This is a genomic window from Streptomyces sp. NPDC001348, assembly GCF_053597535.1.
In genome coordinates, this window is record NZ_JBSFIK010000001.1 from 228,519 (window position 1) to 241,972 (window position 13,454).

The window sequence follows — 13,454 nt, forward strand, 5'->3', positions numbered from 1 at the left end:
GCCTCAGCGGCCTCAGCGGCCTCAGCGGCCTCAGCGGCCCAGGGCGCGGCGTCCTCGGCCCTGGGAGAGGACCGGGAGGTTGCGGCCCGGGGCTCGGTCCCGAGGAGCCTCCTCCTCGATGCGCAGGGCGAGCGCCGGGCAGCGGCGCACCGCGCGCAGGGCCTTGGCCTCGGCGTAGCGAGGCACCTTCGCCTGGGCCACCGTCGGGAAACCGTCCGCGCCGAGCTCGAAGACCTCCGGGAGGATGTCCGCGCACAGCCCGTGGCCCCGGCACAGCGTCCAGTCGACGTAGATCTTCTGACGGCTGTTGCCGTTGTCGATCTCCGCCGGATCGGCGCCGCCCGGGATGCCCGTCGGCATCTTGCCGTCCTCGAACAGCGGCAGAACGCCTTCCACGCGCCGTCCGCAGCCGTTGCCGAGGACGTGCGCCGCCAGGTCGTCGGTGAACGCCTTGACCGTCGACTCCAGGAACATCGCCGAGCCGTCCGGGTGCGAGCACGCACCGCGCCGCTTGACGTTCTTGGCGACCTGCTTGAGCGCCTCCAGGGCGGCCGGCCCGCCGCCGTTGAGGATGTCCTCCATGCCGCGCGCGGCGGCCGGCAGGCCGAGGTAGCAGGGACCGCACTGTCCCGCGCTCTCCTCCGCCAGCCACTGCGCCACCCGCAGCGACTCGCCCAGCGGGCAGGTGTCCTGACTGATCGGCAGGATCGCGCCGGCGCCCAGCGCACCGCCCACCGCGTCCAGGGAGTTACGGGAGACGACCGCCTCGTTGACCGTCGCCGCGTCGATCCACTTGCCGTGGTAGCCACCGGTCAGCACGCCCTGCGGCACCGGCGGGGCGCCGGCCAGCTGCAGGACGTAGCGCAGCGGCACACCGGTGGGGACCTCGATCACCATGGGGCGGGCGACCGCCCCGGAGACCGTGAGCATAACGGTGCCCGGCTCGTCGTACAGGCCGGTGTTGCCGTAGCGCTCCGGGCCGATACGGGCGGCGATGGCCAGCTGGGCGAACGTCTCGGCGTTCGACAGCAGCGTCGGAGCGCCGCCGACGCCGTTCTGCGAGGCGCTGGTCTTGCGGCCGGGCGGGATCGCCGGACCGCCGTCGATGGAGCGGATCAGCGACGCGGCGGCGCCGGTGACCATGCGGATCGGGTTGCGCTGGACGAACGCCTTCAGCGCCGAGCGGCGGCCGGTGCCCAGGCCGCGTTCGGCGAGCGCCGCCTCCATGGAGCGCTCCGTGGACTCACGGGTGACCCCGATCACCAGGGTGCGGGCGCCCAGCGCCTCCGCGCACAGCAGGGCGCCGTCCAGGATCAGGTGCGGCGCACGGTTGATGAGGACGGTGTCCTTGCGGCAGGCAGGTTCGTCCTCGCTGCCGTTGACCACGACGACCGGGCGGACGCCGCGCTTGATCGCCGACTCGGCGACCGAGCGCAGCTTCTTGTGGAACGGGAAGCCCGCGCCGCCGCGCCCCTTGAGGCTGATGGCCTCGGCGAGCTGCGCGAGCTGCTCGCCGCCCAACGGTTCGAGCGGCCCGTGCACCTTGAGGTGCATGGGCAGGTCGAGTCTTTCGACAAGGTCGAAGCCAGACGTGAGCTGCGGAAGACCGACCACGCGGACTTCTGGGACGTCGGGCAGGGCCTCGTTCACCTATAGCCTCCGGAAGGCGTGTTCCAAGGTTCGCCCGATCCCGGTGAGTCGAAGGACGCACCGGGCGACGGTTCATTGGCGGGACCGCTGTTGTACGTGTCGTTGGAGCTGTACGTACCGAAGGCGGCGTTCGTCTCACCGGTGTTGTACACATCACGTCCGCCGTACCCGACGCCGCCCGAATTGCCATAGACGGGGGTGGTGTATCCGGTGTCGGCCAGCGGGTCGTACGCCGACGGCGGAGCCTCGCCGACCGGCGGCGGGGACGGGACCGGCCAGCTGCCCGAGGTGCTGGACGGGCCGTCCACCCGCGGGACCGCCGCGGTGGCCTGCATGTCCATCGGCAGGTCCATGCGTGCGGTCTGCCCGGCCGCGAACCCCTGCTGGGCCTGCCCGGGGGGCGTCACGGCCCGGTACGCGGCAGCGAAGCCGGACCCGGCGGGCTCCGGAGCCTCGTACCTGGGGGCCGCGGATGCCGCGCGCGGGGAGGCGCCGGTGTCGGTGAACGCCCCCGGCCTGTCGTAGCCGGGCAGCGAGGCACCGCCGGACCCGAAGGAGGAGGTCGCCTCCGCCACCCTGGCGCGGCTGGCGTCCAGGTCGTCGAGTTCCTGCCGCTCACCGCCGCCGAGTAGTTCCATGAGCTGGGCGGAGACCTTGCGCTTGAAGGAGCGGGGCGCGGAGCGCAGGGCGAGGGCGGCGATGATGGCGACCAGGCACAGCTCGTAGGACCACATGAAGAACGGCTTCGCGAAGCGGCCCGAGAACAGGCCGTGGATCAGCGCCGCGCACAGGGCCGGGTAGGCCAGCATGTGCATCGCGCGCCAGCGCGCCGCCACCGGCGCCGGGCTGGCGAACTGGTTGCGCAGCGCGCCGGTGATTCCGACGAAGATCATGAGCAGGCCGGCCAGGGAACCGAGGCCGATGAGTCCCGCGCTGCCCTTGACGCCGAGGCTGAAGGGGATCAGCGCGGCGATCAGGACGGTGTGGGACAGCGCCAGCTTGATGGTGACGTGCACCAGCAGGAACGCGATCGAGGCGATCGCGAGCACGCGGTGGATGGCCTGGGAGACGATCCGCTGGCGCGTGTTCAGGAAGATCCGGTCCTGGGTCACCAGGCCCCAGATCACCGAACTGGTGAGGCTGACGAGCGAGAGGACGCCCGCGCCGAAGTTCAGGAAGTCCTGGAGCCACTGGCCTCCGTACAGCACCACCACGGGTATGAGCAGCAGGACGACAGCGGTCGCCACCCCGTACGCCGACCGGCCGGGTTTGGGGAGCGAGCTGTTGATAGGACGAGGGTTCATGGGGGCAACTCCGAGCGGTTCGGGAAAGCGGTCCCGCTGCCGAACTCTAAATGGCGCCATACCGATCAGTACGAGGTTTGAGTTATTGCGTTGTTATCAAAGGACGATCCCAGCTGTAGTGATGTCCCTTAGTGACTGTTACGCGAAGTAACCGCGATCCTTGGTCGAGTGGCTGACGTGGTCGGTAGAGACATACGTAAGCGCGTCGCGGCTTGCTCAAGCCCTGCGGTACCCTAACGCCATGCGTGCCGTACGCCTTCTGCTTAGCGGGCCGCGCTGATCAGTCCCGACCGCCGGTGAGACGGGGTCGGCATCGGCGCGGCGTCCCCTCCTGTGCGAGGGGATTTTTCATTTTCTTTAACGTTGCAGCCTTGAATGTCGCAGCCGCAGGCAGAGACGACCGATGGAGCTTTGAGGATCATGAGCGAGACGAACCCCGCTGCCGCCGCCGCCGTGACGGCGGAGGCGGCGCCGCACCGCTACACGGCCGCTCTGGCGGCTGAGATCGAGGCACGCTGGCAGGACTTCTGGGACGCCGAGGGCACCTATGCGGCGCCCAACCCGAAGGGTGACCTGGCCGGCGACCCCGAGCTGGCCGCCCGGCCCAAGAAGTTCATCATGGACATGTTCCCGTACCCCTCCGGTGCGGGCCTGCACGTCGGCCACCCCCTGGGATACATCGCCACCGACGTGTACGCCCGGTTCCAGCGGATGACCGGCCACAACGTCCTGCACACCCTGGGCTTCGACGCCTTCGGACTGCCCGCCGAGCAGTACGCCGTGCAGACCGGCACGCACCCGCGCGTGTCCACCGAGGCCAACATCGAGAACATGAAGTCCCAGCTGCGACGGCTGGGCCTGGGCCACGACAGGCGCCGGTCGTTCGCCACGATCGACCCGGACTACTACAAGTGGACCCAGTGGATCTTCCTGCAGATCTTCAACTCCTGGTACGACGACGAGGCCCGCAGGGCCCGCCCCGTCTCCGAGCTGGTCGCCCAGTTCGAGTCCGGTGAGCGCACGGTGCCCGGCGGACGGTCCTGGACCGAGCTGAGCGCCGCCGAGCGCGCCGACGTCCTGGGCGAGTACCGCCTGGCCTACGCCTCCGACGCGCCCGTCAACTGGTGCCCCGGCCTGGGCACCGTGCTGGCGAACGAGGAGGTCACCGCCGACGGCCGCTCCGAGCGCGGCAACTTCCCGGTCTTCAAGGCCAAGCTGCGCCAGTGGAACATGCGGATCACCGCCTACGCCGACCGGCTGCTGGACGACCTGGAGGCGCTGGACTGGCCCGAGGCCATCAAGCTGCAGCAGCGCAACTGGATCGGCCGCTCCGAAGGTGCCCGCGTCGACTTCCCCGTGGACGGCGAGCACATCACGGTCTTCACCACCCGCCCGGACACCCTGTTCGGCGCGACCTACATGGTGCTGGCGCCCGAGCACCCGCTGGTCGAGAAGTTCACCCCGCAGGCCTGGCCGGAGGGCACCCACGAGGTGTGGACCGGCGGTCACGCGACCCCGACCGAGGCCGTCGCCGCCTACCGCGCGCAGGCCGCCGCCAAGTCCGACGTCGAGCGGCAGGCCGAGGCCAAGGACAAGACCGGCGTCTTCATCGGCGCGTACGCGACCAACCCGGTCAACGGGGACAAGGTGCCCGTCTTCATCGCCGACTACGTCCTGATGGGCTACGGCACCGGCGCCATCATGGCCGTGCCCGCCGGTGACCAGCGCGACTTCGAGTTCGCGCGCGCCTTCGAGCTGCCCATCCACTGCATCGTCGAGCCGACCGACGGCCGCGGCACCGACACCGCGACGTGGGAGAACGCCTTCACCTCCTACGAGGCGAAGATCATCAACTCCGCCAACGACGAGATCTCCCTGGACGGCCTGGGCGTCGCCGAGGCCAAGGCGCGCGTCACCGCATGGCTGGAGAGCAAGGGCATCGGCGAGGGCACCGTCAACTTCCGCCTGCGCGACTGGCTGTTCAGCCGCCAGCGCTACTGGGGCGAGCCCTTCCCGATCGTCTACGACGAGGACGGGATCGCCCACGCCCTGCCCGAGTCGATGCTGCCGCTGGAGCTGCCGGAGGTCGAGGACTACTCGCCGCGCACCTTCGACCCGGACGACGCCGACACCCAGCCCGAGACGCCGCTGTCCCGCAACGAGGAGTGGGTCGACGTCACCCTGGACCTGGGTGACGGGCCGAAGAAGTACCGCCGCGAGACCAACACCATGCCCAACTGGGCCGGTTCCTGCTGGTACGAGTTCCGCTACCTGGACCCGCACAACAGCGAGAAACTGGTCGACCCGGAGATCGAGCGGTACTGGATGGGCCCGCGCGAGGGCCTGCCGCACGGCGGTGTCGACCTGTACGTCGGCGGTGCCGAGCACGCGGTGCTGCACCTGCTGTACGCGCGCTTCTGGTCCAAGATCCTGTACGACCTGGGGCACGTCTCCTCCGCCGAGCCGTTCCACAAGCTGTTCAACCAGGGCATGATCCAGGCCTTCGTCTACCGCGACAGCCGGGGCATCGCCGTGCCGGCCGCCGAGGTGGAGGAGCGCGACGGCGCGTACTACTACCAGGGCGAGAAGGTCACCCGTCTGCTGGGCAAGATGGGCAAGTCCCTGAAGAACGCGGTGACCCCGGACGAGATCGCCGCCGAGTACGGCGCCGACACCCTGCGCCTGTACGAGATGGCGATGGGCCCGCTGGACGTCTCCCGGCCGTGGGACACGCGCGCGGTGGTGGGCCAGTTCCGGCTGCTGCAGCGGCTGTGGCGCAACATCGTCGACGAGGCCACCGGCGAGGTCACCGTCACCGACGTCGAGAACGCCGACGTCGACGTGGAGACGCTGCGCGCCCTGCACAAGGCGATCGACGGCGTCCGCCAGGATCTGGAGGGCCTGCGGTTCAACACCGCCATCGCCAAGGTCACCGAGCTGAACAACCACCTGACCAAGGCGGGCGCTGCCGTGCCCCGCGCGGTCGCGGAGCCGCTGGTGCTGATGGTCGCGCCGCTGGCCCCGCACATCGCCGAGGAACTGTGGCGCAGGCTGGGCCACACCGACTCGGTCGTGCACCAGGACTTCCCGGTCGCCGACCCGGAGTACGTCGTGGACGAGACCGTGACCTGCGTCGTGCAGATCAAGGGCAAGGTCAAGGCGCGTCTGGAGGTGTCGCCCTCCATCTCCGAGGACGAGCTGGAGAAGGTGGCGCTGGCGGACGAGAAGGTCGTCGCCGCGCTGGACGGCGCCGGGATCCGCAAGGTGATCGTGCGGGCGCCGAAGCTGGTGAACATCGTTCCGGCGTGACGCTTCGGGGTAGTCCCCTACGGGCAGGTTCGGGGTTTTTCTGGAACCCCGGACCTGCCCGTACCGTTTACCGTGGAGAGCAGCGCGGCGCTTGTCGCGCGAAGCCGGAGGAGGAGCGCCGTGGAAGCAGTCATCGCAGTCTTCGCCCTGCTCTTCCTGCTGTTCGTCGTCCTCGGCGCATACGCCACGGTCAGAGTGATCGGCGCCGCCAAGCGCGGCGTCGACCGTACGATCAGCCAGGCCCGCCGCGCGGTCGAGGACCAGACCCTGCGTGCCAAGTCCTTCGCGCAGCCCGGACCGGCCGGTGAGGTCGCCCAGCTCCGGCTCAGCCTGCGCACCTCGATGCGCGCCACCCAGGACGCGCTGCAGGCGGGCGCCGTGGAGGACGAGTCGCTGAAGGAGTCCCTCGGTCTCTTCCAGCGGCTGAGCGCGCACGGGCGCGAACTGGACGACGAACTCAGGCGCCTGGAGTCGGAGCCGGACCGTGCCAGGCTCACCGAGCGCCTGCCCGAACTGCGCAGCCGCACCGAGCGGATCACCCGGTCCGCCGACTCCCTGCGCTGGGCCGCCCGGGACCGGGCCCACCGGTTCGCCGAGGACGACCTCGACACACTGAGCGCCCAGATCGACGTCGAGACCGGAGCACTGCGGCACTGGACGCGTTCGCAGTCCCCGACCGCGCCGCCTCCGTGGCCCGACGCCTCGGCAGACGAGGACAGGACCGCTCAGCAGACCTGGCCCGAGCCCCCTCGGCCCGGCACCGCCGAGGAATCGGCCCGGCCGTCCCTCACCCCGCCCGGCCGGCGCCAGACGTACGCCTGGCAGAAGAAGACCCGTCCGGAGAGCACCACTTGATCCGGCCGACGGCGACCCGGGACGCCGGGGCCGGTCTGCCGCACGAACGCTACGACAGGTAACCTCCAGCTCATGTCCTGCCATGTCGCTATCGTCACCGATTCAACGGCCTACCTGCCGCAGCGGACGATGGAGCGTCACGGCATCACCGCGGTACCCCTGACCGTGGTCCTCGGTGACCAGGCGCTCGAAGAGGGCACCGACATCTCCACCCGTTCCCTGGCCCAGGCCCTCCAGAAGCGGCGCTCCGTCACCACCTCGCGTCCCAGCCCCCAGGTGTTCGCCGAGACCTACCGCAAGGTCGCCGAGTCCGGGGCCACCGGAATCGTCTCCCTCCATCTCTCCGCCGAACTGTCGGGCACGTACGACGCCGCCGTCGTCGCGGCGCGAGAGGCACAGGTGCCGGTGCGGGTGGTGGACACGGGCATGGTCGCGATGGCCCTCGGCTTCTGCGCTCTCACCGCGGCCGAGGTGGCGGAGGCGGGCGGCACCGTGGACGAGGCCGTCACCGCGGCGGAGAAACGGGCAGAGGGCACCGCCGCCTATTTCTACGTCGACACGCTCGACTATCTGCGCAGGGGCGGCCGGATCGGTGCCGCGCAGGCACTGCTGGGCTCCGCGCTCGCCGTCAAGCCTCTGCTGCAGCTGGACGGCGGACGCATCGAACTCCTGGAGAAGGTCCGGACGGCGTCCAGGGCGATCGCCCGCCTCGAGGAGATCGCGGCCGAACGGGCGGGCAGTGCCGAGGTCGACATCGCCGTCCACCACCTAGCCGCCCCCGACCGCGCCTCGGCTCTCGCGGACCGGCTCCGGGCGCGTGTGCCGGGGCTGGCCGACCTGCATGTGAGCGAGGTCGGCGCGGTGATCGGGGCGCACACGGGGCCTGGGCTGCTGGGGGCCGTGGTCTCCGCGCGATGACGTCGCGTCAGCCCCGCCGTCCGTGAGGGTGGCGCGGTTTTCCACAACCGGGCGGTTTTCCACGGGAAACGAGCAAGATCATCGCCAGATGACGGGATGTCGGATCCTCGTCGCATGGCACTTCGCACCCCTTCACGCGGCGCGACCGCGACCAGCGGCCCCGGCCGCGCCCCCGCTTCCGACAGCCGCATCCAGCACCGGCGTTTTTCCGCCCGGCGGTCCCCCCGGCACCGCCACGCACCGGCGGAAGAGCTGCTCCGCCGCGCGGAACAGCTCTTCGCGGAAAGCGCCCGGAAACCAAGCGAGTCGGGGCACGGCCCCCCACCGGGGCGGCCCCGGGCCGACACGGAGAGCGGAGCGGGTACGGCGCCGGGGATGAGCCCGTGGCACGAGCCGGCCCCGGCAGCGCGGACGCGTACGGCACCGGCTGCCGCGGCCACGCACGTCGCGCAGGACGGTGCCGCGGACGAGCCGGTGGCCGCCGGCCTGCGGGAGCGTGCCGCGCTCGCCGTGCGGGAGCGGATGCCGGTGTGGTTGCAGACGCGGTGCGGTCTGGAGCGGCGGGGCGTGGTCGCGCTGTCGGTACTGCTGGCCGTCGCCGCGGTGTTCGCGGCGCAGCACTTCTGGGCGGCCCGCACGCAGTCCGTCAGCGCCCCCCAGGTGGTGCGGGCCGAGGCCCCGTACGAGAAGGACGCGGGACCCGGGCGCGGCGTCGGGCATCGGCAGGACCGGCCGGCCGCACCCGCCGGCGCCGCGGCTGCCACGGGAACCGGGCCACAGATCGTGGTCGACGTCAGTGGCAAGGTCCGCGACCCCGGAATCCATCGTCTGCCGGCCGGTTCACGGGTCGCCGACGCGCTCCGCGTGGCAGGCGGGGTGCGCCCGGGCACCAGCACCGAGGGACTCAACCGGGCCCGCTTCCTCGTGGACGGCGAACAGGTCGTCGTCGGAGGCCCCGCACCGGCGCCGGGACCCGCTGCGGGCGCCGCCCCGGGCCCCGGCGCGGCGGGTACGCCGGCGGGGGCCGGCCCTCCGGCGCCGGTCTCCCTCAACACGGCGACCGCGGACCAGTTCGACGCACTTCCCGGCGTCGGCCCCGTCCTGGCCCAGCACATCATCGACTACCGCACCCGGCACGGCGGCTTCCGTTCGGTCGACGAGCTGCGCCAGGTCAACGGAATCGGCGCCCGGCGCTTCGCCGACCTGCGCAACCTGGTACGGCCATGAGCCGGGCGCCCGACGGGCCGGGCGCCGTCCCGCTGCCCGACGCCGACCGCCCCGCGCCCTCCGCCGCCCGCCGGGCCGTCCACGCGGCTTCCGGGAAACGGCTGGGTGCCGCACACCCCCGGCAGGAGGGACCGGCGGACCTGCGCCTCGTACCACCGGCGCTCGCGGTGTGGGCCACGGCCGCGCTCGCACTCGACGCCCCACCGGCCTGGACCGAGGGCATCGGCGCCGTCTGCCTGGTCACGGGGGTGCTGCTGCTGGCCGGGAGATCGCCGTCCAGGGGGGCGCCGTCCGGCTGGTCGCGCGTCACGGTCGCCGCCGTGCTCCTGTGCGTGGCCGCGGCGGCCGCCTCCGCCGGGCTGCACGGGGCGGACCTGCGGCGAGGACCGGTGCCCGCGCTGGCCCGGCAGTACGCCACGGTGACCGCGGAGATCGAGGTCGGCTCGGATCCCCGGCTCAGCAGACCCCGGGTCACCGGCGATCACGCGGCCCCGGTCGCCGTGCTGGTCCACGCGGAGGTGCGGCGCGTCGAGAGGGCCGACGGGACGGTGGCGGTGACACGGACACCGGTGCTGGTGGTCGTCGACGCGGGTGCGCCGGAGCGCGGGATTCCCGGGGAGCGGGCGACGGGCGTGCGGGCGGCCTGGCTCGGACTGCTGCCCTCGACCCGGCTCAGGGTGAGCGGCCGGCTGGCACCGGGGGCGGCGGGCGGGGACCGGACGGCGGCCGTGCTCCGGGTACGGGACGGGCAGGCGCCGGAGGTCGTGGGGAGGCCGAACGGCCCGCAGCGGCTGGCGGGACGGCTGCGGGCCGGGCTGCGCGAGGCCACCGACGGGCTGCCGGGCGACGCCCGGGCGCTGCTGCCCGGGCTGGTGGTCGGGGACACCTCGCGGATCACGCCCGAACTGGACGACGCCTTCCAGCGGACGGACCTGGCACACACCCTGGCCGTCTCCGGCAGCAACCTCACCCTCCTGGTTGCGCTGCTCGTCGGACCGCCCGGGCTGGCCCAGCAGGCAGAGCGGCGTGGGCTGGCGCCGCGTCTCGGCCTCTCCCTGCGGGCGACCGCACTGCTCGCCGCGGTGCTCACGCTCGGCTTCGTCGTGGTGTGCCGGCCGGACCCGAGCGTGCTGCGGGCCGCGGCCTGCGGCACCGTCGCCCTGCTCGCCCTGGCCACGGGACGCCGCAGATCGCTGGTTCCGGCGCTGGCGACGGCCGTCCTGCTGCTGGTTCTGTACGACCCGTGGCTGGCCCGCAGTTACGGCTTCCTGCTCTCCGTGCTCGCCACCGGCTCCCTGCTCACGCTGGCGCCCCGCTTCGGGGCGGCACTGCGGTGGCGGGGGCTGCCGGCACGGCTCGCCGAGGCGCTGGCCGCCGCTGCCGCCGCACAGGTCGTGTGCGCGCCGGTCGTCGCCGTACTGTCGGCCCGGGTGAGCCTGGTGGCGGTGCCGTGCAATCTGCTCGCGGAGTTCGCGGTCGCCCCGGCCACGGTGCTGGGCTTCGCGGCGCTGGCGACCGCGCCGGTGGCCATGCCGGTGGCGAAGGTCCTGGCCTGGCTGGCGAGCCGGCCGGCCGGATGGATCGCGGCCGTGGCCCGGGGCGGGGCCGGGCTCCCCGGCGCGGGGGTCGCCTGGCCGGGCAGCTGGGCCGGGGCGCTGCTGCTCGCCGCCGTCACGGTGGTCGTCGTGCTCCTCGGGCGACGGCTGCTGCGGCACCCGTGGTGGTGCGGCGTCTGCGGGCTGCTGCTCCTGCTGGCCGTGGTGCGGCCGGCGCCGCTGACCCGGGTGGTCACGGGCTGGCCGCCGCCCGGCTGGCGGCTGGCGATGTGCGACGTGGGGCAGGGCGACGCGACGGTGCTCGCGGCGGGGAACGCCACCGGGGTCGTGGTGGACGCCGGTCCCGACCCGGCGCTGGTCGACCGCTGTCTGCGGCAGCTGGGGATCACCCGGATCCCGCTGGTCGTGCTGACCCACTTCCACGCCGACCATGTCTCGGGTCTGCCCGGTGTGCTGCGCGGCCGGTCGGTGGGCGAGATCGAGACGACCGGCTTCGAGGAGCCCGCAGACCAGGCGGGTCTTGTGCGGAGGGAGGCGGCCGAACGGAACATCCCCGTCACCCATGCGGTCGCCGGTGAGCAGCGGCGGACCGGACCGCTGTCCTGGCGGGTGCTGTGGCCCCCGCCCCGTCCGGTACCGGAACCGGAGGGGCCCAACGACGCCAGCGTGGCCCTGCTCGTCCGGTCGGCCGGGCTGCGGATGCTGCTGCTCGGGGACCTGGAACCCCCGTCGCAGCAGGCGCTGTTGCGATCCGTGGCGGCGGCCGGGCTGGGCCGTGTCGATGTCCTCAAGGTCGCCCATCACGGCTCCGCCAACCAGGACCCGGACCTGATGGGCCTGGTCGCCCCGAGGATCGCGCTCATCAGCTGCGGTGCCGGCAACCCGTACGGCCACCCGGCACCCGGCACGGTGCGGGCGCTGCGGGACGAGGGCGCGCTGGTGCTGCGCACGGACCGGGACGGGGCGCTGGCCGTCGCCGGTACGGGTGGGGCGGACGGGGAGGTGCGGGTGGCGGGAGACTGAGGGCATGAACTCCGCACAGGCCAACGCCTATCTCCGCCGGCTCGGGGTCGCGCGCCCGGCGCGGCCCACCGCCGAAGCACTGCGCGAACTGCATCTCGCGCATCTTCGCACCGTGCCCTTCGAGAATCTGTCGGTGCACCTGGGAGAGGAGATCGTGCTGGAGGAGACGCGGCTCGTGGACAAGCTGGTGGGTGAGCGGCGGGGCGGGTTCTGTTACGAACTCAACGGTGCCTTCGGGGCGTTGCTCGCCGCGCTGGGCTTCGACGTGGATTTGCTCGCGGGACGGGTGTACGGGGACGAGGGCCGGCTGGGGATCCCGTACGACCATCTGGCGCTGCGCGTGCGGACCGCGGACGGTGGTGCGTGGCTCGCCGACGTCGGGTTCGGGGCGCACAGCCACCATCCGCTGACGCTCGGCGAGCCGGGCGGGCAGCCGGACCCCGGCGGCATGTTCCGGATCGAGGCGGCCGGGCCGGAGGAGGCCGCCGACCTGGACGTCGTGCGGGACGGCAAGCCCCAGTACCGTCTGGAGACGCGGTCCCGGGCGCTCGGTGACTTCGTCGCCGGGGCCTGGTGGCACAGCACCTCGCCGCAGTCGCACTTCACACGGTCCTTGGTGTGCTCGCGGATCACGGAGGACGGAGGGCGGATCACGCTCAGCGGCCGCAGTCTCACGGTGACGTCCGTGGACGGGGCGCGTGACGTGCGCCGGCTGACCACGGACGAGGAGGTGCTCGGGGTGTACCGGGAGAGCTTCGGGATCGAGTTGACGCGCGTACCAACCGTACAGAAGTTCGGGCGGTCCGGATAAAAGGGCTACCCGGGCGTAGTTCCAGCGGAACCGCTTGTTTCATTTGAGCTGGACGCATGTTGCATCGAAAGCCTCACTGATGGTCGAATGCGTCTTCGTCAACGGAACAACGAGTCAAGCCAAGTCGCACAGGGGTGTCGTGGATGATGGGCCGCTTGCTGGGAAGCCGGACCAACCGGACGCCGTCGACGGGGCCCCTCGCGGCGCTTCGGACCCCGCCCCGCGCCGGGGTGCTGAGCTGCCGGGTGCTCGATCCGGTCAACACCCCCGTGCCTCAAGCCGAGTGCACGATCAGCGATGTCATGGGGCGGCCGGTCGTCAGCGGCGGGACGGATCCGTTCGGGTCCTTCGTGACGACGGTCCCGGCGGGCGAGTACCGGCTCGCGGTCTCGGCCGAGGGGTACGCGCCCTACCGGGCGACCGTCACGGTCGGCGAGAGCTCGCTGACCTCGCTCGGCGATGTGATCATGCCGATCGCCCAGCCGCCGGAGCTGCCGGAACCGGGTGACTGGGAGATCGACCCGACCCATTCCTCGATCGCGTTCATCGCCCGGCACATCGGACTGGCCCGGGTGCACGGGCGGTTCAACACGTTCGCCGGGGTGGTGCGGATCGCCGACCCGATGGAGCGGTCCGCGATGCACGTGGTGATCGACGCGTCCTCCATCGACACCAACGTCCGGATGCGCGACGACCACCTGCGCTCGGCGGACTTCCTCGATGTCGACCACTTCCCGGTCCTCGAGTTCTACAGCGACCGCTTCGTGCACAAGGGCGGCGCCAAGTGGGCCGTCACCGGGG

9 protein-coding genes are annotated in these 13,454 nt (G+C 72.3%); 7 read left to right on the top strand and 2 right to left on the bottom strand.

Annotated elements, in window-relative coordinates:
- Positions 1-30: 30 nt before the first annotated feature.
- Complete coding sequence (locus ACWC21_RS01060) at positions 31-1,650, bottom strand: NADH-ubiquinone oxidoreductase-F iron-sulfur binding region domain-containing protein (RefSeq protein WP_450876741.1); 1,620 nt, start codon at positions 1,648-1,650, stop codon at positions 31-33.
- Positions 1,647-2,954 (bottom strand): cytochrome b/b6 domain-containing protein, encoded by a 1,308-nt coding sequence (locus tag ACWC21_RS01065; protein WP_450876743.1) that lies wholly within the window; start codon positions 2,952-2,954, stop codon positions 1,647-1,649. Before ACWC21_RS01065 ends, ACWC21_RS01060 begins: the two co-directional genes overlap by 4 nt.
- Positions 2,955-3,374: 420 nt before the next feature.
- Here ACWC21_RS01065 and leuS point away from each other — a divergent pair, with 420 nt between their 5' ends.
- The 7 genes from leuS to ACWC21_RS01100 form a co-directional block, all read left to right on the top strand.
- A complete protein-coding gene (gene leuS, locus ACWC21_RS01070; RefSeq protein WP_450876745.1) occupies positions 3,375-6,263 on the top strand; it encodes a leucine--tRNA ligase in 2,889 nt (962 codons plus the stop codon).
- 120 nt (positions 6,264-6,383) lie between these two features.
- Positions 6,384-7,118 (top strand): hypothetical protein, encoded by a 735-nt coding sequence (locus tag ACWC21_RS01075; protein WP_450876747.1) that lies wholly within the window; start codon positions 6,384-6,386, stop codon positions 7,116-7,118.
- A 72-nt stretch (positions 7,119-7,190) separates the two neighbouring features.
- Positions 7,191-8,036 (top strand): DegV family protein, encoded by an 846-nt coding sequence (locus tag ACWC21_RS01080; RefSeq protein WP_450876749.1) that lies wholly within the window; start codon positions 7,191-7,193, stop codon positions 8,034-8,036.
- Between the two features lie 114 nt (positions 8,037-8,150).
- Positions 8,151-9,263 carry a helix-hairpin-helix domain-containing protein gene (locus ACWC21_RS01085; protein WP_450876751.1) on the top strand — a complete coding sequence of 371 codons (1,113 nt, stop codon included), beginning with the start codon at positions 8,151-8,153 and terminating at the stop codon, positions 9,261-9,263.
- Positions 9,260-11,842, top strand: a complete 2,583-nt coding sequence (locus ACWC21_RS01090; protein WP_450876753.1) for a ComEC/Rec2 family competence protein — start codon at positions 9,260-9,262, stop codon at positions 11,840-11,842. Before ACWC21_RS01085 ends, ACWC21_RS01090 begins: the two co-directional genes overlap by 4 nt.
- 4 nt (positions 11,843-11,846) lie before the next feature.
- Positions 11,847-12,653: an arylamine N-acetyltransferase family protein gene (locus ACWC21_RS01095; RefSeq protein ID WP_450876755.1), complete on the top strand. Its 807-nt coding sequence runs from the start codon at positions 11,847-11,849 to the stop codon at positions 12,651-12,653.
- Between the two features lie 143 nt (positions 12,654-12,796).
- Positions 12,797-13,454 (top strand): YceI family protein (locus ACWC21_RS01100; protein ID WP_450876757.1); only part of this gene is annotated, 658 nt, incomplete at its 3' end.

Bases quoted from the DNA above. Each gene is read 5' to 3' on its own strand.
- ACWC21_RS01090 (WP_450876753.1), top strand. From the start codon at position 9,260: ATGAGCCGGGCGCCCGACGGGCCGGGCGCCGTCCCGCTGCCCGACGCC.
- ACWC21_RS01065 (WP_450876743.1), bottom strand. From the start codon at position 2,954: ATGAACCCTCGTCCTATCAACAGCTCGCTCCCCAAACCCGGCCGGTCG.
- leuS (WP_450876745.1), top strand. From the start codon at position 3,375: ATGAGCGAGACGAACCCCGCTGCCGCCGCCGCCGTGACGGCGGAGGCG.
- ACWC21_RS01085 (WP_450876751.1), top strand. From the start codon at position 8,151: ATGGCACTTCGCACCCCTTCACGCGGCGCGACCGCGACCAGCGGCCCC.
- ACWC21_RS01080 (WP_450876749.1), top strand. From the start codon at position 7,191: ATGTCCTGCCATGTCGCTATCGTCACCGATTCAACGGCCTACCTGCCG.
- ACWC21_RS01095 (WP_450876755.1), top strand. From the start codon at position 11,847: ATGAACTCCGCACAGGCCAACGCCTATCTCCGCCGGCTCGGGGTCGCG.